Here is a 22,972-nt window from a genome sequence, read left to right as displayed (position 1 = left end):
CTGGAATCGGCCTAGTGCAGTTGCAGTTCGATCTGCGGCAGCACTAGTGCCGTCTTGGGCATGCAGACGATGAAGGTACTGCCCTTGCCTGCTTCCGATTTGATTTGCAGCGTGCTGCTATGGCGCAGCAACACATGCTTGACGATGGCCAGCCCCAGCCCGGTGCCCTGGGTTTCGCGCGAGCGGCTCTTGTCGACACGGTAGAAACGCTCGGTCAGGCGCGAGATGTGTTCGGTGCTGATGCCTATGCCGGTATCTTCCACCATGAACTTGGCACCGGCGTCCGAAGCCTTCCAGACCAGACGGATCTGGCCACCGGCCGGCGTGTAGCGCACGGCGTTCGAAGCCAGATTGCCAAAGGCGCTATGCAGTTCCTCATAACTGCCCATCACATCAGGGCCATCGATCGCAATGCTGATGTCATGTCGCCCGGCCGACAGCGCTTCGGCATCGCGCTGCACCTGTTCCACCAGCCGCTTCACATCGACTCGCTCGGCGCGCAGCGGATAATCCACCGACTCCAGACGCGACAGCGTCAGCATGTCTTCGATCAGATGCTGCATGCGGTGGCCCTGCTCCGTCATCAGCTTCAGGTGGGCGCTGCGGGTAGCGGCATCGAGCCCTTCCGACGCGGCGATTTCGAGGAAGCCGACGATCACCGTCAGCGGCGTACGCAGTTCATGCGAAGCGTTGGCGATAAAGTCGCGCCGCATTTCCTCGATGCGCTCGCTCTCCGTCACATCGTGCGTGACCAGAATCTGGCGCCGGTTCTCGAACGGGATGATCTGCACGATCAGCTTGCGGTCGCGGAAGCTGATGGTCAGCGGCTGGTCGTAGCGGCCCAGGATGATGTAATCCATAAAATCGGGATTGCGTACCAGATTGGTCACGCGCATACCCTTGTCGCGTTCATGGGTCAGGCCCAGATGTTTTTCTGCAGCCGGATTGCACCATTCGAGGAACAGCACATCGTCCATGATAACCACGCCGTCCGGCAGCAAATGCATGGCCTGACGGAAGCGCGCCAGCCATTCGGTCAGCTCGGCCTGATTTTTTTCGTCTTCGCGCCGCATCTTGTACAGGCGCGAGAAAATACTGGTCCACGCGCCCCAGCCATCAGGCAGCTTGGCGCTTTGCGGATCGTCCAGCCAGTTACTTAGCTGGTACAGATAGGATAGCTGGACAAACACCATCACGATCATGGCCCCCAGCGCCAGCACCAGTCCTTCCACCCAGCCAAACAGCCAGCCCAGCGTGGCGCAAGCACCCAGTATGATGGCACTGCGCAGTGCCGCCGGCACCCAGAACAGCAACTTGGGATTCATCCGTTACGCTTTCTATTTTTCCGACAGCATGTAGCCCACGCTACGCACCGTCTTGATCAAATGCTCGGCTTCTTTGAGTGCCTTACGCAGGCGCAGCACATGCACATCCACCGTGCGCTCTTCGATCACCACGTGGTCGCCCCAGACTTTGTCGAGCAACTGGCTGCGCGAGAACACGCGCTCCGGATGGGCCAGCAGGAACTTCAGCAGCTTGTATTCGGCGTGGCCGATATCGATCTTCTGCTGGTCCATCATCACCGTGCAGCTGACCGGATCGAGCACCACATTGGCGGCCCGCATGGTGGCCTGCGCATGTTCCGGTGCTTTGCGGCGCAGCAGCGCCTTGGCACGGGCCAGCAGCTCGCGCGGCGAAAACGGCTTGGTGATGTAGTCATCGGCGCCGTTATTCAGGCCGGCCAGCTTGTCCTCTTCCATGCTCTTGGCCGTCAGCATGATGACGGGGATTTCATTGAAGTGGCGGTCGGCGCGGATGCGCGTGAGCAGACGCAGGCCGGTCTGGTCCGGCAGCATCCAGTCCAGCAAGATCAGTTGCGGCGTGCGGGTTTGCAGAAAGTCCCACGCTTCGCCGCAGCTTTGTACCGCAACGCAGTTCCAGCCTGCTTCACGCAGGGAGAAAGTCACCAGTTCCACAATCGCCGGCTCATCCTCGACGATCAGAATGGTAGTTTTATCAGATGCCATAGCTCTTTATTTTATTGTATTTATTGCGCCGTCCGTAGCGGCAATTTACTCCGCCTGCTCGGGGGCGCTGTTTTCGATCTGCGCAGTCTTGGTATGGCGGATGTCCTTACCATCGACGACGTAGATCACATATTCTGCAATATTCTTGGCATGATCGCCGATACGCTCGATGGCCTTGGCTACCCACAGCGTATCGAGTGCCGCCGAAATGGTGCGCGGGTCTTCCATCATAAACGTAATCAGGTTACGCATGATGGAACGGAATTCGTGATCGATCACGGCATCCTGCGCGATCAGCTGCAGTGCGCGTTTGCCGTCGTTGCGCGCAAAGGCATCCAGCGCGTCGTGCAGCATGTCGCTGGCATTGGTGGCGATGCCGCGCACCATTTCATAGTGGCTCACCGTGACGGTTCCGCGTGCATGCAGGGCCTTGGCGATACGGGCAATCTTGGTGGCTTCGTCGCCGATGCGTTCCAAATCGGTAATCACCTTGATGGTGGCCATGATGGTGCGCAGATCGTTGGCTGCCGGCTGGCGGCGCACGATCAGGTGGCTGCAGGCGTCGTCGAGCGACACTTCCAGCTGGTTGACGGCGTCGTCTTCGCGCATTACGCGGTCGGCCCGCTCAGGGTTGCCGATGCGGAAGCAGGTCATGGCGTCGAGAAACTGGGTCTCGACGATGCCGCCCATCAGCAATACCTTGGAGCGGATGGACTCTAATTCGTTGTCGTACTGTTTGGATGAATGCTCACCGATCATGCTGCTCTCCGTAATCGTATGGGTATTATAAGGTTGATCAGCCGAAACGGCCGGTGATGTAATCCTGGGTTTCCTTACGGGCAGGATTCATGAAGATCTGGTCCGTCTCGCCGAATTCCACCAGCTCGCCCAGATACATATAGGCCGTGTAGTCCGAGCAACGGGCGGCCTGCTGCATATTGTGGGTCACGATGGCGATGGTGTAATCGCCTTTCAGCTCGCTGATCAGCTCTTCCACTTTGGAAGTCGAGATCGGGTCCAGCGCCGAAGTCGGCTCGTCCAGCAGCAGCACATCCGGCTTCACGGCCACGCCGCGGGCGATGCACAGACGCTGCTGCTGACCGCCGGACAGCGACAGGCCGCTCTTGTTCAGCTTGTCCTTCACCTCGGTCCACAGCGCGGCTTTTTTCAGCGCCCATTCCACCCGTTCGTCCATCTCGCCTTTGGACAGGTCTTCATACAGGCGCACGCCGAACGCGATGTTGTCGTAGATCGACATCGGGAACGGCGTAGGCTTCTGGAACACCATGCCCACCTTGGCGCGCAGCATATTGACGTCCTGCGTGCCCTCCAGAATATTGTGGCCGCGATAGCGGATCGAGCCTTCCGCGCGCTGGCCCGGATACAGGTCGTACATGCGGTTCAGCGTGCGCAGCAGCGTCGATTTGCCGCAGCCCGAAGGGCCGATGAAAGCCGTGACCTGTTTCTCGTGGATGTCGAGGTTGACGTTGTGCAGGCTCTGGCTCTTACCGTAGAAGAAGTTCAGGCCCTGGATTTCGATAATTTTCGGTTTGCCGTTCACGGCCACGCTATTCTGCTTGGCTACCACGTTTTCTGCGCTCAGTTGGGTATTCATGGATACTCGCTCTATCAGATTAATTCGGTTGTTTCTGGCTAAACACGGTACGCGACAGGATGTTCAGCGCCAGCACGCTAAACGTCACCAGCAGGGCTCCGCCCCACGCCAGTTCACGCCAGTTGTCGTAAGGGCTCATGGCGAAACCGTAGATCACCACCGGCAGGTTGGCCATAGGCCCATTCATGTCAGCGCTGAAGAACTGGTTGTTCAGGGCAGTGAACAGCAGCGGTGCCGTTTCGCCCGAGATACGCGCTACGGCCAGCAGCACCCCCGTGATCACCCCGGCTTTGACGGCGCGCAGGCGCACCATCAGCGCCACCTTCCAGCGCGGCGCACCGAGTGCGAATGCAGCTTCCAGCAGGCTGTTCGGCACCAGGCGCAGCATATTGTCGGTGGTGCGCACCACCACCGGCACGGCGATCAGGGCCAGCGCGATGGAACCGGCGTAGCCCGAGTAGTGCTTGGCCGTCGCCACGTACATGGCCCAGACAAACATGCCGATCACGATGGACGGGGCCGACAGCATGATGTCGGTGACGAAGCGGGTCAGGTTGGCCACCTTGTTCTCTTCGCCGTATTCGGCCAGATAGATGCCGGCCAGAATACCGATCGGCGTGCTGATCAGCGTCGACAGGCTGACGATCATCACCGTGCCGAAGATGGCATTCATCAGGCCGCCGCCTTCGCTGCCCGGGGCCGGCGTGGTCTGGGTGAACATATTCAGGCTCAGGGCGCCGAAACCTTTCACGGCCAGCGTGATCAGGATCCAGGCCAGCACCAGCAGACCGATGGACATGGCGCCCACCGACAGCGCGATGCCGATGCGGTGCATGCGCAGACGCTTGCGGTACACCGGATTCATAACTTGCTTCATTTGACGCCTTCCTTGCGAGACATGCCAGCCAGCATCAGCTTGGCGGCGGACAGAACGATAAAGGTGATGACGAACAGGATCAGGGCCAGTGCGAACAGCGAGGACGTATGCAGCGGCGTATCCGACTCGGCGAACTCGTTGGCCAGCGTGGAAGCGATCGAGTTGCCGGCCGCGAACAGCGACCACGACAGCTTGTTGGCGTTACCGATCACGAACGTCACAGCCATGGTTTCACCGAGTGCGCGACCCAGGCCCAGCATCACGCCGCCCACCACACCAGTCTTGGTGTAAGGCAGCACGATCTTACGCACCACTTCCCAGCGCGTGCAACCTAGGCCATAGGCCGATTCCTTCAGCACGGCCGGAACGATTTCGAACACGTCGCGCATGACCGAGGAAATGAAAGGAATGATCATCACGGCAAGAATCAGGGCCGCAGTCAGGATGCCTATGCCCATGGTGGGGCCGCTGAAGAACTGGCCGATGATAGGCAGCGGGCCCAGCACGCTCTTCATCAGCGGCTGCACATAGTCGCCGAACAGCGGCGCAAACACGAACAAGCCCCACATGCCGTAGATGATGGACGGGATACCGGCCAGCAGCTCCACGGCCGTGCCCAGTGGGCGGCGCAGCGGGGTCGGGCAAATTTCAGTTAGGAACAGGGCAATGCCGAAGCTGACCGGGAAAGCGATCAGCAGCGCAATGCCGGAAGTGGCCAGCGTGCCGACGATGGCGATGGCCGCGCCGTACTGGTCATTGACCGGATCCCATTCCACCGTGGTGATGAAACGCGGGCCGAACTCCTTGAACGCAGGCCAGGCGCCCACCATCAGCGAAGCGATAATCCCCAGCAGCACTGCCAGCACGGACAGGGCGAACAGCATGGTGGTCTTGTGGAAGAAGAAGTCCTGGATGCGCTGGTTGCGCATAGTGCGATGCATGGCGCGCTGGGCGGCCTGTTCGGCATCGGTATTGGCGGCGGCTGTTGCCATCTGGACTGGCTCGTTGGTATTCAAGGGCGTGGAAGTGATGTCAGCACTCATATTGTGATCTCGTCGATGGAAGCTAGCCTGCGCTGCCCACCCGGGTAGCGCAGGCTAACCCCCTCGCCGCCGTGGCGGCGAAGGGACTGAGGATTAGTAGATGGCTTTGCCCGAAGCGTCTTTCAGGTTAGCTTTCCAGGCATCCTGTACCTGTTTCACGACTGCTGGTGGCAGAGGCACGTAGTCCAGTTCCACTGCAGCAGCGCCGCCGTTCTTGAAGGCCCAGTCGAAGAACTTGATGACTTCCTTGCCTTTGGTCGCATCGGCCTGAGCTTTGTGCATCAGGATGAAGGACACGCCGGTGATAGGCCACGAGTTCTTGCCAGCCTGGTCGGTCAGCACCACGCCGAAGCCTGGGGTCTTGGTCCATTCTGCATTGGCAGCAGCAGCTTTGAAGAAGTCGTCGTCAGGCTGCAGGTAGTTGCCATCCTTGTTTTTCAGCTGGGTGTGCGCCATCTTGTTTTTCTTGGCGTAAGCCCACTCGACGTAGCCGATCGAACCTTTGATACGCTGTACGTTGGCAGCAACGCCTTCGTTACCTTTACCGCCTACGCCTACTACCCACTTGACTGCGGTGCCGGCACCGATCTGGGTTTTGAAGGCTGGGCTGGTTTTCGACAGGTAGTCGGTGAACAGGAAGGAAGTACCGGAACCGTCAGCACGGTGTACCACGGTGATTTCGCCGGCAGGGATTTTCACACCCGGGTTCAGGGCCGCGATTTCTGGTGCATTCCAGTTGGTGATCTTGCCCAGGTAGATATCAGCCACGACAGGGCCGGTCAGCTTCAGCTGGCCTGGGGTCACGCCATCCAGATTCACCACGGTGACCACGCCGCCCATGATGGCCGGGAACTGCATCAGGCCTTCGGCGTCCAGTTCTTCTGCTTTCAGTGGCATATCGGAAGCGCCGAAGTCCACGGTTTTGGCTTTGATTTGCTTGATGCCGGCGCCCGAGCCGACCGATTGGTAGTTCAGACCGTTACCGGTGCTGGCTTTGTACGCTTCCGCCCATTTGGCATAGATAGGGTATGGGAAGGTTGCGCCGGCGCCGGTCATATCGGCGGCGTGAGCAGCGGACGAGAATGCCATTACAGCAGCCGCGCCAACTACCAGAGAGGAAAACAAGTGTTTCAGTCGCATATCAAGTCCTTTGTTATGACGGGTTAGGATGCTGCGCAGTCTAACCAGCGTATGTGACAGCTTTATGACATGAACAAAAAAACTTGAAATTTCCTCCAGCATTACTGGAATAGACGGAACGCACTATGAAAAGTTCGCCGCAACGGGACTAATATGACGTCGAGGGCTGTCATATTTCATGGTTTGTGACAGGCTTTTATGACAGCTTATGTCACGAACTTGTCATATTTGATGCTTACACTCACAACAATTACGCTACCTGGCGTAGAATGCAATAATTGCAAGGTGAACAAAAAGACATGAAGCCAGACCTGTCCGCTGACATAAGCAAGACCTCCGCCTTCCTCGACCGGGAGATTTCGCAACTGATGTTCAACCGGCGTGTGCTAGCTCAGGCCGAGGACCGTTCGATTCCGCTGCTGGAACGACTACGCTACCTGTGCATCGCCAGTAGCAATCTCGATGAATTCTTCGAAGTGCGCGTCGCCAGCCTGCTGGCAGCCGGCACCATCGATGGCACGCTGTCCAACCACCCTGCCCTGGTCGCCACACTCAACCGCATCAGCGACGAATGCCATGCACTGGTGGCCCACCAGTATGAAATCCTCAACCAGGAAGTGTTGCCTCAGTTAGCCGAAGCCGGTGTGCATCTGGTGCGCCACAACGAGCGCAACGAAGCCCAGCGTGCCTGGGTCAAGGAATATTTCGATCAGGAAGTGCGCCCCCTGCTCACGCCTATCGGCCTCGATCCGGCCCACCCGTTCCCGCAGGTGGTTAACAAGAGCCTCAACTTCATCGTTTCGCTGTCCGGCAAAGATGCTTTCGGGCGCGGCACGGCGATTGCCATTGTGAAAGCACCGCGCGTACTGCCACGGATTATCCGCCTGCCCGATCATCTGTCGGACAATGGCGGCGTATCGTTCTGCCTGCTGTCCTCGGTGATCCACGCCCACATCTCCGACCTGTTTGCCGGCCGCGAAGTGCTGGCCTATTCGCAGTTCCGCGTCACGCGTGACAGCGATCTGTGGGTGGACGAGGATGAAGTGAAGAATCTGCGTCAGGCCCTCAAAGGCGAGCTGCAAGGCCGCCAGTTCGGCAAGTCCGTGCGGCTGGAAGTAGCCATGAACTGCCCGCCCGAACTGTCGCAGTTCCTGCTCAACCAGTTCGGCCTCGACCAGAGCCGCCTGTACGCTGTGAACGGCCCCGTGAATCTGGTGCGGTTGACGGAAATCACCGATCACGTCAACAAACCGGCGCTGCGCTTCCCGCCCTTCATCCCCGGCAATGCGCGCAAAAATGCCAACCTCGATATTTTTGCCGAACTGCGCCAGCACGATATTCTGCTGCACCACCCCTACCAGACTTTCCAGACCGTCATAGACTTCATCCGCAGTGCCGCCACCGATCCCCATGTGGTAGCCATCAAGCAGACCATCTACCGTACCGGCATGAATTCGGACCTGATGGAATCGCTGATACTCGCGGCGCAGCAAGGCAAGGAAGTCACCGTCATCGTCGAACTCAAAGCCCGTTTCGATGAAGAAGCCAATATCAACTGGGCCGACAAGCTGGAACAGGCCGGGGCGCAGGTGGTGTATGGCGTGGTGGGTCTGAAAACCCATGCCAAAGTGGCGCTGGTGATACGGCGCGAAGGCCACAAGCTGCGCTACTACGCCCACCTCGGCACGGGCAATTACCACGCCAGCACCACCAAGTTCTATACCGACTTCGGCCTGCTGACCTGCCACGATGGCATTGCGCGCGAAGTCAATGAAGTCTTCATCCACCTGACCAGCCTGACCAAGCCGCACCGCCTGTCGCACCTGTGGCTGGCGCCGTTCGCGCTGCAGAACGAAATCATCAAGGCCATCCGCAACGAAGCACGTATCGCGCGCGCGGGACGGCCGGCACGGATTATTGTTAAAATCAATGCACTGGTCGACGAATCGGTGATCCGCGCGCTGTATGCGGCTTCCAAAGATGGCGTGAAGATCGATCTGATCGTACGCGGCGCCTGTACCCTCAAACCCGGCGTACCGGGCCTGTCGGAAAACATCCGCGTGCGCTCCATCATAGGCCGCTTCCTCGAACATAGCCGGATCTATTACTTCCGCAACGATCTGGCGCACGACATCCTGCTGGCCAGTGCCGACTGGATGAGCCGTAATCTGTTCCGCCGTATCGAAGTGGCTTTCCCCGTACTGGATAAGCAACTGAAACGTCGGGTATTGGCGGAAGGGCTGAATCCTTACCTCAAGGACAACACCAACGCGTGGGAACTGGAACCTAGCGGCCAGTATCAGCGGCGCAAACCACGCGCCAAGCAGGCGGCCCTGAGCGCCCAGCAGCACCTGATGGAAACGCTGGGCACGCCTAGCCCGCAACTGGAGGAGTGAAATGGATCTGATCCTGTGGCGCCATGCTGAAGCCGAAGACCCTCAGCCGGGCACGTCCGATCTGGAACGTGCGCTGACCGGCAAGGGCCAGAAGCAGGCGCGCCGCATGGGCCAGTGGCTGGGCTCGCAGCTACCCGATAGCTGCAAGGTGCTGGTCAGCCCGGCCATCCGCACGCTGCAGACGGCCGAAGCACTGGGCCGCAAATACCGCATCCACAACGATCTGGCGCCCGGAGCCGACCCGGTCGACATACTAAAAGCGGCCAACTGGCCCGGCAACAAGGATTCCGTGCTGGTGGTGGGCCACCAACCCACGCTGGGACAGGTGGCCGCCTTGCTGATGACGGGCGATGATATGGACTGGGAAATGCGCAAGGCCAGCGCGTGGTGGTTCTGCCAGCGCGATGCCGGCGATCCGGCCAGCCTCTACCTGAAAGCCGTGATGGCAGCCGATCTGGTGATGAAATAGAGACAAGCTGAGCTAGCGCAAAAATCCCGTGGAACGAGCCTTGTAAAACGGCAATTGGCTGCTAGAGTGAAAGCGTATCAACCGGAGGGAGGATCGCATGTTTACCTTGCTCACCATGGGGATCTTCGGCGGAATGATCGCCCTAGTCGTGTATGAAATTATTGTCGAAATGCGCGGCAGCAAACACAAACTGATGGACCGCTATCACGAATAGCCAGTATGGCCTAGAGCCTGACAGGCGCCCGCAGCAAACCGCTGCCGGCGCCTTAGTTTTTTTTCGGAGCCGCAAGGCGCGGCCCCGCCGGACTGCTTACATGCCGGTCTTGAACTTGGTGTAGATGCGCGTGATGTTGCGGCGGATATCGGCCGGTACGGCTTCCGGAGCGGCCATGCGCTGCTTGTCGGCATCGGTCAGGAACACCGTGTGGTTGTTCGCAATATCCTTGCGCACGAATTTCACACTGGCCGAATTCGGGTTGGCATAGAACACCTTGTTGGTCAGGCTGGCATGCACTTCGGGCCGCATGATGTAGTTCATCCACAGGTGGGCATTGTTAGGGTGCGGCGCATCGGCTGGAATCGCCATGGTGTCGAACACAAGTGCGGCCGACGTCTTGGGTACCAGCACTTCGATCACATTGCCGTTTTTGGCGTCGATCGCGCGCTGACGCGCAATATTGATGTCGCCCGACCAGCCCAGTGCCACGCAGACCGCGCCATTGGCCATGTCGTTGATATAACCCGAAGAGCTGAACAGGGTGATGTAAGGGCGGATCGATTGAAGCAGCTTGCCCGCTTCCGTGTAATCGGCCGCGTTTTTCGAATACGCCGGTTTGCCCAGATAGATCAGGGCCGCAGGCAGCACTTCCGATGGCGAATCGAGGAAGGACACACCGCAGGATTTCAGCTTGGCCGCATATTTCGGATTGAAGATCAGGTCCCAGGCATTGTCCGGCATGGGCATGCCGCCCAGTGCGGCCTTGACCTTGTTCACATTGATGCCGACCGTGGTATAGCCCCACAGCCAGTCGATCAGGTATTCATTGTTCGGGTCTATGCTGGCCAGCTTGGCCTGGATGGCCGGATCCATGTTTTTCAGATTCGGCAGCTTGCTCTTGTCCAGCTTGCGCAGCAGCTTGGCATCGATCTGCAGCCGGGCCCATTGCGCCGTCGGCACGACGATGTCGTAGCCCGACTTGCCTGCGGTCAGCTTGGAATTCAGAATCTCGTTGTTATCAAACAGGTCATAGCGTACTTTGATACCGGTCTCTTTTTCAAAGTTTTTCACGGTATCGTCGGCGATGTAATCCGACCAGTTGTAGATATTGAGGACTTTTTCCTCTTGCGCCTGCGCTGCACCAGCCATCAGACCGGCTGCCAGCATCAGACTGCCAACGAACTTCCCTGCCATAACACCTCCGAAATAGGAATCTATCACTAGCCCGCATGATCGGGCATAGCTGGCAGGGATGCAAGGAGTTCTGTAGAAAAATACGCCTAAACGGGGCCAGAACTGGCGCTGGTACTTGCGCTGGCTCAGCCCAGCATGTCGAACAGGGTGCCGGCACTGCCAGCAGCGCCGTTGATGGCCGAGCCCGAACCCGTCTGCGCCTGCGCCGAGTACAGCGCCGCCAGTGCTGTCGCCTGTGCCGTCAGCGCCTTGCTCAGGCTAGCCCGCTTGGCGTTAATGCTGGTAATTTCCTTGCTCACCTGCGTAGTTTCCCGCTTCAGCACACTGCTGTCGCCCGTCAGGCTGCCGGCCTGCGTCGCCAGCAGATCGGCCAGGCCGCGGCCTTCGTTGGTAAACAGTTTGCTGACTGCGCCCGCATCGGTTTTCAAGGCGGCCTGCAATTTTTTATCGTCGAGCACCAGATTGCCATTCGCATCCTGTCCCAGCCCGGCTGTCGCGAGTGCCGACTGCGATACGCCGCCACCAGATCGGAGCAGCGTATTGAACTGGCTGACGGCCTGATTGAGTGCCGTATCGCCTTTCAGATCACCTTTCTGCAAGGCTTGCAGCTTTTTGTTCAGCTCGTTGTAGGCGGAAACAAAGGATTTCAGGTTATTACCGATCTGGCTGGCATCCTGCGTCACCGTCACCTCGGTTTTGCCGGTGCCCGTCAACTTCAGCGTCAGGCCGGCAATGGCCTTGTCCAGCGTATTGCTGGCACTGGTGATCTGCTTGTCGCCCACGGTCAGCACGGCATCGCCGGCGGCCGCACCCTGCTTGAGCTTTTGCGTACCATCGGGATCAAAGCTGAGCAGGCTTTTCAGTGCCGCATCGCCCGAGACACTGATGCGCATGCTGTTGGCGGCCCCGCTAGCGCCCGTCAGGGCCAGCGCATATTTGCCGTCTTCATCCTTGACCACCTTGGCATCCACCCCGGCCGCCTTGAGCGCAGCGGCAATACCGTCCAGGGTATTGTTACTGCTATCGATGGTGATGGCTTTGCTGCTGGCGCTGCCATTGATGGTAAAACCCTTGGCGCTGGCCGTGCCGAAATCGATCTTGACGGTGGTCACCGCGCCGCTGCCGAGCTTGCTGTCCGAAGCGGCAAATGCGTCGCTGGTGAGGAACTGGCCCTGTGCCAGTTGCTTGATATCGAGCGCATAGGTGCCCGCTTTGGCGGCACCGCTGCTGCTGGCCGTCAGCACGGACTTGGCGGAAACACTGGCACTCGTGCTCAGGCCGCTACCGCTCAGGCTGGCCGCGAGCGTCTGGAAAGCGGACAAGGCGCTTTTCAGCTGGCCCAGGCCGGAAAGCTTGGTCTGATCGGCCTTGAGCGCCGTGTTGAGCTTGGTGGCCACCCCGTTTTGGGCAGACATGGTCTTCTGGACGCGGTTGTAGACGTCGGTCGACAGCGAAGTACCGCTACTGGTGGCGGCGGTATTGATGGTGGAGGTGGCCATGGTGAGATCCGATCACAATTACTTACATAGTATGCAACATGATGGAATTTTTAAAGCCGCGAGCAGAATCGGAAATCGTGTTCTGCTCGTACGACTGGCCCTGCCTAGCGCATATATTTGGCGATGGCCGCCGTAACGGCCGCATCAGGATTGACGAACTGGAAGCCGATCTTGAACTGGTCGCCGCTGAAGATGCAGTGGCTGACCTTGCAACGGCAGGTCAGCACCTGGGCTTTGCCATCAATGAAAATCTCGTACATCATCTGGCCCGTCTGGCCGGGATTGAGCTTGTGGTCAAAATGCAGCGACAAGCCCTGCGGACAAATATCGATGGTGCGACCCTGATAAGGTGGCATACCATCCATCGCCACCATAACTTTTGCTCTTAAAATCTTACGTGGCACAGCTCGTTGATCTGCTAACAATTTCCTATCCTTTGTACTAACACTTTGCCGGCTTTTAACCTGCAAACCACTCTATTCTCCAGTATTTCCGCGCTATCAGCGGACAAACATAACAATACAGGTTTACTGGATTTCGCGCAGTTTGGTAAAGGCATCATCGATACGGTCGACGGCCAGTATGCTCATGCCCTCGATAGGCTGCTTGGGCGCATTTGAACTCGGAATCATCGCTATCGAAAAGCCCAGCTTGGCCGCTTCGCGCAAACGTTCCTGGCCGCGCGGCGCAGGACGAATTTCACCGGCCAGCCCCACTTCGCCGAACACCACGAAGCCGCGCGGCAGCGGCTTGTTGCGCATCGACGAATGAATCGCCAGCAGCACGGCCAGATCGGCCGCCGGTTCGGTAATCTTTACCCCGCCCACGGCATTGATGAACACATCCTGATCGAAGGCAGCGATGCCCGCATGGCGGTGCAGCACGGCCAGCAGCATGGCCAGCCGGTTCTGTTCCAGCCCCACGGACAGGCGGCGCGCATTGGGCTGGTGGCTGGCATCGACGAGCGCCTGGATTTCCACCAGCAGCGGACGCGTGCCTTCCTGCGTCACCATCACACACGAGCCGGGCACCTGATTGTCGTGCTGGGACAGGAACAGCGCCGACGGGTTGGACACGCCCTTCAGGCCTTTTTCCGTCATGGCAAACACGCCCAGCTCATTGACAGCGCCGAAACGGTTCTTGATAGCGCGCACCAGCCGGAAGCTAGAATGGCTATCGCCTTCAAAATACAGCACGGTATCGACGATGTGCTCGAGCACGCGCGGGCCAGCCAGCGCCCCTTCCTTGGTCACATGGCCCACCAGAATAATCGTGATGCCGGTCTGCTTGGCCACGCGCGTCAACTGTGCCGCGCATTCGCGCACCTGCGCAACCGAGCCCGGAGCCGAACTCAGCGCATCCGAATACAGGGTCTGGATCGAGTCGATCACGGCCACTTCCGGCTTCAGGTCGGCCAGCGTGGCGAGAATTTTTTCTAGCTGGATTTCCGCCTGCAGCTTGAGCTCGCGTGCATCGATGGCCAGCCGCTTGGCCCGCAGCGCGATCTGAGCGCCCGACTCCTCGCCACTTACATAGAGCACTTTTTTCAGATGCGACACATTCGCCAGCGCCTGCAGCAGCAGCGTGGACTTGCCGATGCCGGGGTCGCCGCCTATCAGCACCACACCGCCGGCCACCAGCCCGCCTCCGAGCACGCGGTCGAATTCTTCGATGCCGGTGCCGAAACGGGGCACATCGATGGCATCGATATCGGCCAGCGACAGCACGGGGGCCGTCTGCGCCAGCGACAGATGCTGGGGCTGGGAATAGCGGTTGTTGCCACCCGTTTCCACCAGCGTTTCCACCATGGTATTCCACTGCTGGCACGCGCTGCACTGCCCCGTCCATTTATTGGCTGTGGCACCGCACTCGCTGCAGGTGTACTGGGTTTTCGCCTTGGCCATGCTCAGCCTTCCACCACCGGCACCCGCGGCGCCAGCGCGCACATCAGCTCATAGCCTATGGTACCGGCCGCCGTGGCCACATCATCGATAGGATTGCCACGGCCCCACAGTACCACCTTGCTGCCGATCTTAGCCTGCGGCAAATTGGTCAGGTCCACCGTCAGCATATCCATCGACACGCGGCCGATCAGACGGGTGCGCACACCATCCACCAGCACGGGCGTACCCAGCGGCGCGTGCCGCGGATAGCCGTCCGCATAACCGCAAGCGACCACGCCGATGCGCATCTTGCCTTCGGCCTGGAAACGGCTGCCGTAACCGACCAGCTCGCCATCGGCGATTTCCTGCACACCGATGATCTCGCTGCTCAGCGTCATGGCTGGCTGCAGGCCGAACTGTTCGGCCGTGGCGCCGCCCGGGGTGGCACCGTACAGCATGATGCCGGGACGTATCCAGTCATTGCGCAGGGTTTTCTGGTGCAGCAGCACGCCGGCCGAATTGGACAGGCTGCGCGCGCCTTCCAGTCCGGCCGTACCCGCTTCAAAACGGCGGATCTGCTCGGCGATAGGCAGCAGCGGATGCTCGGTATCATCGGCATTGGCGAAGTGGGTCATCATGGTGATGCTGGCCACGCAGGAAATCGCGCTCAAACGGGCATGGGCCGCGGCAAAGGCTTGCGGCATGAAACCTAGCCGGTTCATGCCGCTATTCATTTTCAGATGCAGATCAAATCGCACGCCGCACGCCGTCAGGCGCTCCTGCGCCGCTTCCAGCCAGGCCAGTTGTTCATTGCAGTGGACAGCCGCCTGCAGATTGTGCTCGGCCATGGTCTCGATATCCTGCGCGTCAAAAAAACCTTCCAGCAGCAAGATGGGCTTGGTCCAGCCCAGTTCGCGCAGGCGCACGGCATAATCGACTTCCACCAGCGCCAACCCGTCCGCCTCGGCAAAGCCGCGCATGGCCCGCTCCAGCCCGTGGCCATAGCCATTCGCCTTGAGTACGCCCCAAGCGCGCGCGCCGGGCGACTGCGCTTTGGCCAGCGCCAGGTTATGTTTCAGGGAATCAACGTGGATGGTAGCGAGTATAGGCCTAGGCATAATCACAATACGCAAAATCAGAGAAGCCCGTATTTTACCGTGTGCCGCCTCTAGCGCGCGGTGCAATTCTTGGGGATACGAACAAAGCATGGTATAAAGCAAGCCAGATAAGTTTTCAGGCATCCAGTATGAAGCGTGGTTTCTACACCATCATGGCAGCGCAGTTCTTCTCCTCTCTGGCGGATAATGCACTGCTGTTCGTTGCGATAGACTTGCTGGTTACCATGAAGTCGCCAGCGTGGATCACCCCGCTGCTGAAACTCTCGTTCACACTGTTTTACGTGCTGTTGGCCGCATTTGTCGGCGCTTTCGCGGATTCCATGCCTAAGGGCAAGGTCATGTTCATCTCCAACCTGATCAAGGTTGCAGGTTGTTTACTGATCTTTGCCGACGTCCATCCGCTGCTCGCCTATGCGCTGGTGGGCTTCGGCGCCGCCGTCTACTCGCCCGCCAAATACGGCATCCTCACTGAATTACTTCCCGCAGAGAAACTTGTTGCCGCCAACGGCTGGGTCGAAGGCCTGACCGTGCTGTCGATTATTTTCGGCACCGTGCTGGGCGGCAAACTGGTGGGCGCACAGGTATCGGGCTTCCTGCTGTCGTTCGACCTGCCCTTCTTCGATACCGGCATCGACACGGCACCGGAAGCCGCGCTGTGCGTGGTGGTGGCCATTTATGCCCTAGCAGCCCTGTTCAATACCCGTATTCCCGACACGGGCTGCGTGTACGGCCATCAGGAGCGCAACCCGATCAAGCTGATCGGCGAATTCTCCAATTGCGTCACCCTGCTGTGGAAAGACAAACTGGGCCAGATTTCGCTGGCCGTCACCACCCTGTTCTGGGGCGCTGCCCAGACCCTGCAATTCATCGTACTGGAATGGGCCAACCGCACGCTGCACCTGAGCTATGAACAGTCGACCAGTCTGGTCGGCGTAGTGGCCATCGGCGTGGCGCTGGGCGCCGTACTGTCGGCCCGCTTCATCGCCTTGCGCAAGTCGCTGGCCGTGATTCCCATGGGCATAGCCATGGGCGTGATCGTGATGAGCATGACGCTGGTGACCTCGGTCAAAGTGGCATACCCGCTGCTGATCCTGGTCGGCCTGCTGGGCGGCTTCTTCCTGGTACCGATGAACGCCCTGCTGCAGCACCGCGGCCACGTGCTGATGAGCGCCGGCCATTCCATCGCCGTGCAGAACTTCAATGAGAATCTGTCCATCCTGACCATGCTGGCCGTGTACTCGCTGATGCTGCGCGCCCACCTGAATCTGGACGTGATCATCGTGCTGTTCGGCCTGTTCCTCGCCGGCACCATGCTGTTCATCCTGCGCAAGCATCAGGCCAACCAGCGCGAGTTCGATTCCGTCGCGCTGATCGGCGAAGCCAAACACTGACCCCCGGCCTGCGCCGGCCCGCCACAGCGTTACGCTGACGCTGGTTCAGACCGGCAGCGCGCCGCTCTGGCGGCGCTGCACGGCCAGTTCAGGCCACGCATCAGGCACCACAAAGCCGCGCCGCACTTCCACCAGACTTTCACCGTAAGGTGCCAGATGGGCCACCATCACCGGCGCAGGCAGTTGCGCCTGCTGGTCGTCCAGCGCCAGCAGCAGCTCGGCCTTAGCTAGCACGGCCGCCTCGCCGGCCGCCGCCAGCGGCAAGCGCACGGGCGCCAGCCATTGCAGCCGGGGCAGCAGCACAAAGCGCTCGCCTTCCAGTTGCGTCGCTGCGCTGCGCGTCAGCCAGTAGCCATGGCAATGTGTGTTGGAGATGCCGGACATCTGCGCCGGAGTTTGCGGCGGGTAGAACAGCCAGCCCTTGACCAGCGCCTGCGCCTGCGTCACGGGCTTGGACAGCAAAGGCTGCGCCGCCGGATGGGCCGACAGGGACAGCTGCTGCTGGAAGATCTTGCGCATCTTGGCGCCCAGCGTATCAGCCAGATTCGGGCCGATCAGGCCACTGAAATCACTGGCCGCAGCGGCATCGAGCAGATAGAACTTGGTGGCGAACTCAAGGTGCTGCAGGCCATCGCCGGCATTCAGCAGGAAATCGAACTCGCCCACGGTGTCATTACGGCTGGCGCGCACCTGCAGGCCGTGCGCATGCAATTGGCCTTGCGCGGCAAAATAGAAGGCCATCAGCAGTTCGGCGTATTTACCGAGACGGGTCTGGCGGTGCTGACCTAAGGCCGCTTCCAGCGCGGCCGGCTGGCGGTCCAGTGCAGCCAGCCAGTCGGCCACGGCTGCACTCACCGGCCCTAGCGTGGCCACCTGCCCCTGCCACTGGGGCGCGGCGGGGTCGAGCAGATCGGGCGCATCGAGCAGCCAGGCCAGCGCCCGCACATGGGGATGGGCCAGATGGCCCCAGCGCTGCGCAAAGCCAGCCTGATAGGCATCGCCTTGCGCGAGCAGAGGATTAGTCACGCACCGACCTTGCCAGACACAGGTCGGCCCATGCTTTGGCCTTGTCCTGTGGACGTTGCAGCAGATCGTCAGGATGATAGGTGGCGACCACGGGCAGACCGCTGGCGCCATAGGTCATCACGCTGCCCCGTGCGGCAGCACCGAGCATCAGGCCGCGCGCTGCATGCTGGCCGAAGGTGATGGCCAGCGTTGCCCCCGTGAGCGCCAGTTCGCGCTCCAGATACGGCCGACAGGCTTGCAGTTCCGCCGCACTGGGCGCGCGCGCCTGCCCCTGTTCGTCCACGGGGCGACACTTCACCAGCGCCGTCAGATACACATCGCCGGCCAGATCGAGCTCAATAGCGCCCAGCATATTGCCTAGTAACTGGCCGGCGTCGCCCGATACCAGTTCTGCTGCCGCTTCGTCCTGTGCCGATGCAGCAGCCACCACTGCGATGGTGCTAGCCGTCTGACTGCCCCGTCCGATGGTGGGCTGCTGGCGGCTCTGGCACAGCGAGCAACGCGTGCAATGGCTGATGGCGCTCTGCAGAGCAGGCCAATCCAGCGCGGCAATCGCGGCGTCGGACAGCGGTGCGGCAGCTACCGCAGCCGGCTTGCCCTTCAGGGTCGGTGCCACTATCGGCGCAGGGACATCGTCGAACCACGACATGTCTTCTGCACCGGCAGTCTTGCCCAATGCCGAAGCTGGAACTGAAACGGGGGACGGGGCGGCGACTGGCGCCGAGGGCGAGGCCGGTGCCATCGTCACAGCGTCCATCGGCGCTGCCGTGTTCACAGCCGCCGTCGCTGCTGCAGGTGCTGCTGCCGTCGCTGCTAAATGCTCAAGAACCGGCAACTCTGCCGCTTCCATAGTCGGCGGCGCAATTTCGTCCTGCGCGGCATCGGCCAGCGGCTCCGCCTCGGCGGGCAGCTCGCTGGCAGCGGGCGCGGCCGGGCGCTGGCGCAACTGCCATTGCACGCCTATGCCCATCTCGTCGAGGAATATGGCCGAACGTTTATCCATGGCGCTCATAGCAGGAAACGCATCACCAGTGCGTCCTCGCGTTGTCCGTTAGCGGCCGGATAATAGCCCTTGCGCCGGCCTATGTGTTTGAAGCCATAGCGCTCGTAGATTTCCAGCGCCCGCGTGTTCGAAGGCCGCACTTCCAGCAGCATGGATTCCATGCCCAGCCCGCGCGCACACGCCACGGCCTGATTCAGCAGAAAACGCCCCAGCCCTTTACCCTGCTGGTCTGCCGCCACGGCGACATTGAGCAAATGGGCTTCATCGACTACGGCCATGACAAGAAAATAGCCGAGCAGGCTGCCGCTCTGGTCGCGCAGCACCCATGCCTGATACTGGCTGCGCAGCGAATCCTCGAAATTGGCCAGACTCCACGGATGGGGATAGACGCTCGCCTCCAGTGCTGCCACTTCCAGCAGATCGGCCGGCTGCATAGGCTCGTACTGCAGCCGCGCCAGATCCCACACCGGTTTCACGCGCCGCCCTCCGCCGCTTTGGCGGCAGCCATGGCAGCCCGTTCGGCCTGGGTGTAGGCGATCTTGTTGCGCAGGTAGAGCGGCTGGGCTTCGGCCGCCGTCACCGTCTGCCCTGCGGCAAACGCCCGCGCCGCCAACTGCGCGATCTGTACTGCATGCGGCATGATAGCAGCATCGCCGCGCGCCAGTGGCGTATCAGCATATGCTTCCGCATAGGCCGACAGGCCATTGCCGCATGCCAGCGGCGCCCCTTGCGGCTGCACCGCAGCCGGTGCCGACAGCACAGGCGCCAGCACCGTCCGCGGACTGCCATCGGCGCCAAACTGATACTGCGCCCAGTACACCTCGCCCATGCGCGCATCGAGCACGGTCAGCACGTCCTGAGCGCCATGCTGCTGATGGCAGGCCAGCGCCATCGCATCGAGCGTCACCACCGGCACCACCGGCAGGCTGGCACCAAATGCCAGTCCTTGCGCCACGCCGCAGGCTGTACGCACGCCCGTGAAGGAACCGGGACCGGAACCGAAGGCAATCGCGTCGCAATCGCGCAGGGCGATACCGGCTTCGGCCAGCAGCTCCTGTATCATCGGCAAAACCGACTGGGAGTGGGTGCGCACCCCGGACGAGACGCGGCTCAGCACCGACTCATCGCGCAGCAGCGCGCTGGAAGCCAGTTCGGACGAAGTTTCAATGGCAAGAATAATAGGCATCCCCTATTTTAACCTGCCGCGCTAACAGGCGCGACCCCGCTCGGCCATGTAAAATACGCCCCTTAGGCGGCTTGCCGCCCCAGCCTGAACCCGCATCCGACTAAAACTCTGACTCTGGCCATGCCTGTAATCACCCTGAACGCCGACAACCGCAAGGAACTGGCCGCCGCCATCGCTGGCGAAGGCTGGGTGGTGGCCTGCCTCTGCGCCGCATGGTGCGGCACCTGCGGCAGCTACCGCGCCACTTTCGAAGAACTGGCCAGCCGCCATCCGGACAAGCAGTTTGTCTGGATCGATATCGAAGACCACGCCGACGTGGTGGGCGATCTTGACGTAGAAAACTTCCCTACCCTGCTGATCCAGCATGACGACGTGGTGGCCTTCTTCGGCACCACCCTGCCCGATGCCGGCGTGGCGCACCGCCTGATCACGGCGCAGGCTGCGCTCAGTGAGACCGAGCTGGTTGCGCAAGCGGCCAGCAGTGCCGAGCGGCGCGACTGGCAGAACGACTGCAATCTGCGCACGCTGCTGACGGACTGACGCGCAGCACCAGCCGGCCCCGCCTCGTTACAGCGTCAGCGGCAAACTGCGCAAGCGCTTACCCGTCAGCTTGAACACGGCATTGGCCACCGCCGGCGCTATCGGCGGCGTGGCCGGTTCGCCCATCCCTTCCGGATGTTCGGCACTAGGCAGTATCAGCGTTTCCACCTCCGGCGCCTGCGGCATGCGCAGCACGGGGTAGTCGTGGAAGTTGCTCTGTTCGACCTTGCCATCCTGGATGGTGATGGCGCCATACAGCGCTGCGGACAGCCCGAACAGCACAGCCGATTCAGCCTGCTGGGCTATGATGTTGGGATTGACGGCGATGCCGCAATCGATCGCGCACACCACTTTGTAGACGCGGATCTGGCCGTCTTCGATCGCCACTTCAGCCACTTGCGCCACGATGGTGCCAAAAGACTGGTGCAGCGCCACGCCATGGGCGCGCCCTGCTGCTGGCGTACCGGCGCGCGCCACGGCCGCATCGAGCACGGCCAGATGGCGCGGATGGCGCTGCAGCAGGCCGCGCCGGAAGCTCACACTATCCTGCCCCGCTGCATGGGCCAGTTCATCGATAAAGCTCTCCTTGAAGAAGGCATTATGCGAATGCCCGACCGAGCGCCAGTAGCCCAGCGGCACGGCGCTATCGACGATCACATGGCTGATGCGCTGATGGGGGAATTCATACTGCATATCGAACTCGCCCTCGGCCGTGGTCTTATCGGGGCCGCCCGCAGGCAGGCCCAGATTGCGCGCGAAGAACTGGTGCGACACCGAACCGCTGGCCGATTTGCACACCAGCCCCAGCACGCGCCCCTGCCCATCGAGCGCAGCCTGAAAGCGCGACAGCGCAGCCGGACGATAGACATCGTGGCCGGTATCCTCTTCGCGGCTCCAGATCATCTGCACGGGCACGCCGCCAGCCTGTTTGGCCACGGCCACCACCTGCGACACCATGTCTACGTCGAGTCGGCGGCCAAAGCCGCCACCCAGCATGGTAACCACCAGATCGACCTGATCCTCCGCCACACCGGCAGCCTTGGCGGCCGCCTGCACGGCAAAGCCGGGTGACTGGGTGGGCACCCACAGGCGGACCTTGCCATCCTTGACCTGGGCCGTACAGTTGATTGGTTCCATGGCCGCGTGCGCGAGGTAGGGTGCGCGGTATTCGGCCGTAATGCGCCGCACGCCAGCCGCGCTACTTGCCTGCTGCATGGCGCCTTCAGCATCGCCCTGTGCGTAATAAGTGTGGCCCGCTTCACTGTCCAGGCGGGCCGCCATATCGGCATAAATGGCGGCGCTATTCAGACGGGCACCCGGCCCCTCTTGCCACTCGAGCGGCAAGGCTAGTGCGGCTTGTCTGGCCTGCCAATAGCTACGCGCCAGCACAGCCACGCCGGCACCAGCGCCTGTGCGCGCAGGCAGCGCGGCGGAAAAGTCCACCACCTGCAGCACGCCGGGCATTTTCAGCACGGCGGCCGGTTCGACTTTCGCCACGCTGGCACCGATCACGGGCGCCATGCGCACGGCCGCATACACCATGCCCTCGGGCCGCACATCGATACCAAATACGGCACTGCCATTGACTTTGGCCGCCGCATCGCGGCGCGGCTGGGAACGGCCTATCAATTTGAACTCCTGCGGCGCCTTCAGCACCACTTCGGCCGGCGTGGCCGTCACGGCCGCATGGGCCAGTGCGCCATACGCCAGACGGCGCCCGTCCGCATGGATCACATAACCCTGCTCGGTGCGGCAGTCGGCCACGCGGGCCTGCCATTGCCGGGCCGCTGCAGCCAGCAGCATGGCACGGGCCGTGGCACCCGCCTCACGCATGGGCAACCAGCCATCCTTGACGCTGGACGAACCGCCCGTGATGATCAGCCCCAGCTCGCGCGCGACCTTGCCCACCATCCAGCTAGCGGCTGCCTTCAGGCGGCCATCATCATCGGGGTGGAACGGCAGGCCATCCTTGAGCATGGCAATGTTGCCGTAGATTTTATCGATGGGCGCCTGTACCAGCCGGATCGCCTCGAGCGGCACATCGAGTTCTTCTGCCACCAGCATGGGCAAGGCCGTGTGTATGCCCTGCCCCATTTCGCTGCGCGGCATGGCCAGCATCACGCTGCCATCGGCACCCAGTGCTATCCAGCCGTTCAGCGCCACGGCGTCGCCGCTCAGTGGCAAGGGATGACTGGCATGCAGGCGCTGGCGCGGCGGCAGCACGCCCCAGCCCACCACCAGTGCCCCCAGCGCTGCTGCGCCGCCGAAGATGAAACGCCGGCGCGATGACCGGACAGGGACAGGCTGTGGCGCCTGCTGATCTTGCTGCATGAGGGAGTCTCCCGTTT

21 protein-coding genes are annotated in these 22,972 nt (G+C 61.1%); 4 read left to right on the top strand and 17 right to left on the bottom strand.

Annotated features, from left to right (window positions below; all coding sequences use genetic code 11):
• Window positions 1-11: 11 nt before the first annotated feature.
• The 7 genes from phoR to pstS form a co-directional block, all read right to left on the bottom strand.
• Entirely contained in the window at window positions 12-1,325 is a 1,314-nt protein-coding gene (gene phoR / locus GM655_RS06025; RefSeq protein ID WP_155433652.1) for a phosphate regulon sensor histidine kinase PhoR, read from the bottom strand.
• 12 nt (window positions 1,326-1,337) lie between these two features.
• Window positions 1,338-2,027: a response regulator gene (locus tag GM655_RS06020; RefSeq protein WP_155433651.1), complete on the bottom strand. Its 690-nt coding sequence runs from the start codon at window positions 2,025-2,027 to the stop codon at window positions 1,338-1,340.
• 45 nt (window positions 2,028-2,072) lie between these two features.
• Window positions 2,073-2,786: a phosphate signaling complex protein PhoU gene (gene phoU / locus GM655_RS06015; RefSeq protein ID WP_155433650.1), complete on the bottom strand. Its 714-nt coding sequence runs from the start codon at window positions 2,784-2,786 to the stop codon at window positions 2,073-2,075.
• Between the two features lie 37 nt (window positions 2,787-2,823).
• The gene (gene pstB, locus GM655_RS06010; protein ID WP_229632384.1) at window positions 2,824-3,642 is read right to left on the bottom strand and encodes a phosphate ABC transporter ATP-binding protein PstB; all 819 of its coding nucleotides are present in this window, start codon (window positions 3,640-3,642) and stop codon (window positions 2,824-2,826) included.
• A 19-nt stretch (window positions 3,643-3,661) separates the two neighbouring features.
• A complete protein-coding gene (gene pstA / locus GM655_RS06005) occupies window positions 3,662-4,519 on the bottom strand; it encodes a phosphate ABC transporter permease PstA (protein WP_155433649.1) in 858 nt (285 codons plus the stop codon).
• Window positions 4,516-5,511 carry a phosphate ABC transporter permease subunit PstC gene (gene pstC / locus GM655_RS06000; RefSeq protein ID WP_155434161.1) on the bottom strand — a complete coding sequence of 332 codons (996 nt, stop codon included), beginning with the start codon at window positions 5,509-5,511 and terminating at the stop codon, window positions 4,516-4,518. The genes pstA and pstC overlap by 4 nt, the downstream gene beginning before the upstream one ends.
• Before the next feature lie 144 nt (window positions 5,512-5,655).
• Complete coding sequence (gene pstS / locus GM655_RS05995) at window positions 5,656-6,702, bottom strand: phosphate ABC transporter substrate-binding protein PstS (RefSeq protein ID WP_155433648.1); 1,047 nt, start codon at window positions 6,700-6,702, stop codon at window positions 5,656-5,658.
• 299 nt (window positions 6,703-7,001) lie between these two features.
• Between pstS and ppk1 the strand changes: the two genes are divergently transcribed.
• Both ppk1 and GM655_RS05985 read left to right on the top strand, forming a co-directional pair.
• Window positions 7,002-9,098 (top strand): polyphosphate kinase 1, encoded by a 2,097-nt coding sequence (gene ppk1 / locus GM655_RS05990; protein ID WP_155433647.1) that lies wholly within the window; start codon window positions 7,002-7,004, stop codon window positions 9,096-9,098.
• A 1-nt stretch (window position 9,099) separates the two neighbouring features.
• Window positions 9,100-9,567, top strand: coding sequence for a SixA phosphatase family protein (locus GM655_RS05985; RefSeq protein WP_155433646.1), 468 nt, complete (start codon window positions 9,100-9,102; stop codon window positions 9,565-9,567).
• A 310-nt stretch (window positions 9,568-9,877) separates the two neighbouring features.
• Here GM655_RS05985 and GM655_RS05980 read toward each other — a convergent pair whose 3' ends face one another.
• The 5 genes from GM655_RS05980 to alr form a co-directional block, all read right to left on the bottom strand.
• Window positions 9,878-10,978, bottom strand: coding sequence for a polyamine ABC transporter substrate-binding protein (locus GM655_RS05980; protein ID WP_155433645.1), 1,101 nt, complete (start codon window positions 10,976-10,978; stop codon window positions 9,878-9,880).
• A 125-nt stretch (window positions 10,979-11,103) separates the two neighbouring features.
• The gene (gene fliD, locus GM655_RS05975; protein ID WP_155433644.1) at window positions 11,104-12,477 is read right to left on the bottom strand and encodes a flagellar filament capping protein FliD; all 1,374 of its coding nucleotides are present in this window, start codon (window positions 12,475-12,477) and stop codon (window positions 11,104-11,106) included.
• 104 nt (window positions 12,478-12,581) lie between these two features.
• On the bottom strand, window positions 12,582-12,881 hold the full coding sequence (locus GM655_RS05970) for a PilZ domain-containing protein (RefSeq protein ID WP_371866716.1): 300 nt from the start codon (window positions 12,879-12,881) through the stop codon (window positions 12,582-12,584).
• Window positions 12,882-13,004: 123 nt separating this feature from the next.
• On the bottom strand, window positions 13,005-14,381 hold the full coding sequence (radA, locus tag GM655_RS05965) for a DNA repair protein RadA (protein ID WP_155433642.1): 1,377 nt from the start codon (window positions 14,379-14,381) through the stop codon (window positions 13,005-13,007).
• Between the two features lie 2 nt (window positions 14,382-14,383).
• A complete protein-coding gene (alr, locus tag GM655_RS05960) occupies window positions 14,384-15,478 on the bottom strand; it encodes an alanine racemase (protein WP_155433641.1) in 1,095 nt (364 codons plus the stop codon).
• 128 nt (window positions 15,479-15,606) lie between these two features.
• Between alr and lplT the strand changes: the two genes are divergently transcribed.
• Window positions 15,607-16,869: a lysophospholipid transporter LplT gene (lplT, locus tag GM655_RS05955; RefSeq protein WP_155433640.1), complete on the top strand. Its 1,263-nt coding sequence runs from the start codon at window positions 15,607-15,609 to the stop codon at window positions 16,867-16,869.
• A gap of 45 nt (window positions 16,870-16,914) precedes the next feature.
• On the opposite strand, the gene GM655_RS05950 is transcribed toward lplT, so the two are convergent.
• The 4 genes from GM655_RS05950 to tsaB are packed head-to-tail and all read right to left on the bottom strand — an operon-like array spanning window position 16,915 to window position 20,084.
• Complete coding sequence (locus tag GM655_RS05950) at window positions 16,915-17,895, bottom strand: DUF1853 family protein (RefSeq protein WP_371866715.1); 981 nt, start codon at window positions 17,893-17,895, stop codon at window positions 16,915-16,917.
• A complete protein-coding gene (locus GM655_RS05945; protein ID WP_229632382.1) occupies window positions 17,888-18,898 on the bottom strand; it encodes a uracil-DNA glycosylase in 1,011 nt (336 codons plus the stop codon). Before GM655_RS05945 ends, GM655_RS05950 begins: the two co-directional genes overlap by 8 nt.
• 5 nt (window positions 18,899-18,903) lie before the next feature.
• Window positions 18,904-19,374, bottom strand: coding sequence for a ribosomal protein S18-alanine N-acetyltransferase (gene rimI / locus GM655_RS05940; RefSeq protein ID WP_348694207.1), 471 nt, complete (start codon window positions 19,372-19,374; stop codon window positions 18,904-18,906).
• Window positions 19,371-20,084 carry a tRNA (adenosine(37)-N6)-threonylcarbamoyltransferase complex dimerization subunit type 1 TsaB gene (tsaB, locus tag GM655_RS05935; RefSeq protein WP_155433637.1) on the bottom strand — a complete coding sequence of 238 codons (714 nt, stop codon included), beginning with the start codon at window positions 20,082-20,084 and terminating at the stop codon, window positions 19,371-19,373. Before tsaB ends, rimI begins: the two co-directional genes overlap by 4 nt.
• A gap of 120 nt (window positions 20,085-20,204) precedes the next feature.
• On the opposite strand from tsaB, the gene GM655_RS05930 reads away from it, so the two are divergent.
• Entirely contained in the window at window positions 20,205-20,624 is a 420-nt protein-coding gene (locus GM655_RS05930; protein ID WP_155433636.1) for a thioredoxin family protein, read from the top strand.
• A 27-nt stretch (window positions 20,625-20,651) separates the two neighbouring features.
• On the opposite strand, the gene GM655_RS05925 is transcribed toward GM655_RS05930, so the two are convergent.
• Window positions 20,652-22,955 carry a xanthine dehydrogenase family protein molybdopterin-binding subunit gene (locus GM655_RS05925; protein ID WP_155433635.1) on the bottom strand — a complete coding sequence of 768 codons (2,304 nt, stop codon included), beginning with the start codon at window positions 22,953-22,955 and terminating at the stop codon, window positions 20,652-20,654.
• Between the last annotated feature and the right edge of the window lie 17 nt (window positions 22,956-22,972).

It is taken from the genome of Pseudoduganella danionis (assembly GCF_009720775.1).
GTDB classification, from domain to species: Bacteria; Pseudomonadota; Gammaproteobacteria; order Burkholderiales; family Burkholderiaceae_D; genus Rugamonas; species Rugamonas danionis.
This window is presented reverse-complemented; position numbering and strand designations above follow the sequence as displayed.

What these genes read in the sequence shown, in the direction of transcription:
- tsaB (WP_155433637.1), bottom strand. Translation starts at nt 20,084, where the DNA reads ATGCCTATTATTCTTGCCATTGAAACTTCGTCCGAACTGGCTTCCAGC.
- pstB (WP_229632384.1), bottom strand. Translation starts at nt 3,642, where the DNA reads ATGAATACCCAACTGAGCGCAGAAAACGTGGTAGCCAAGCAGAATAGC.
- GM655_RS05925 (WP_155433635.1), bottom strand. Translation starts at nt 22,955, where the DNA reads ATGCAGCAAGATCAGCAGGCGCCACAGCCTGTCCCTGTCCGGTCATCG.
- pstA (WP_155433649.1), bottom strand. Translation starts at nt 4,519, where the DNA reads ATGAAGCAAGTTATGAATCCGGTGTACCGCAAGCGTCTGCGCATGCAC.
- GM655_RS05980 (WP_155433645.1), bottom strand. Translation starts at nt 10,978, where the DNA reads ATGGCAGGGAAGTTCGTTGGCAGTCTGATGCTGGCAGCCGGTCTGATG.
- phoU (WP_155433650.1), bottom strand. Translation starts at nt 2,786, where the DNA reads ATGATCGGTGAGCATTCATCCAAACAGTACGACAACGAATTAGAGTCC.
- radA (WP_155433642.1), bottom strand. Translation starts at nt 14,381, where the DNA reads ATGGCCAAGGCGAAAACCCAGTACACCTGCAGCGAGTGCGGTGCCACA.
- phoR (WP_155433652.1), bottom strand. Translation starts at nt 1,325, where the DNA reads ATGAATCCCAAGTTGCTGTTCTGGGTGCCGGCGGCACTGCGCAGTGCC.
- pstS (WP_155433648.1), bottom strand. Translation starts at nt 6,702, where the DNA reads ATGCGACTGAAACACTTGTTTTCCTCTCTGGTAGTTGGCGCGGCTGCT.
- ppk1 (WP_155433647.1), top strand. Translation starts at nt 7,002, where the DNA reads ATGAAGCCAGACCTGTCCGCTGACATAAGCAAGACCTCCGCCTTCCTC.
- alr (WP_155433641.1), bottom strand. Translation starts at nt 15,478, where the DNA reads ATGCCTAGGCCTATACTCGCTACCATCCACGTTGATTCCCTGAAACAT.
- GM655_RS05930 (WP_155433636.1), top strand. Translation starts at nt 20,205, where the DNA reads ATGCCTGTAATCACCCTGAACGCCGACAACCGCAAGGAACTGGCCGCC.
- GM655_RS06020 (WP_155433651.1), bottom strand. Translation starts at nt 2,027, where the DNA reads ATGGCATCTGATAAAACTACCATTCTGATCGTCGAGGATGAGCCGGCG.
- lplT (WP_155433640.1), top strand. Translation starts at nt 15,607, where the DNA reads ATGAAGCGTGGTTTCTACACCATCATGGCAGCGCAGTTCTTCTCCTCT.
- GM655_RS05985 (WP_155433646.1), top strand. Translation starts at nt 9,100, where the DNA reads ATGGATCTGATCCTGTGGCGCCATGCTGAAGCCGAAGACCCTCAGCCG.
- GM655_RS05945 (WP_229632382.1), bottom strand. Translation starts at nt 18,898, where the DNA reads ATGGATAAACGTTCGGCCATATTCCTCGACGAGATGGGCATAGGCGTG.
- fliD (WP_155433644.1), bottom strand. Translation starts at nt 12,477, where the DNA reads ATGGCCACCTCCACCATCAATACCGCCGCCACCAGTAGCGGTACTTCG.
- pstC (WP_155434161.1), bottom strand. Translation starts at nt 5,511, where the DNA reads ATGGCAACAGCCGCCGCCAATACCGATGCCGAACAGGCCGCCCAGCGC.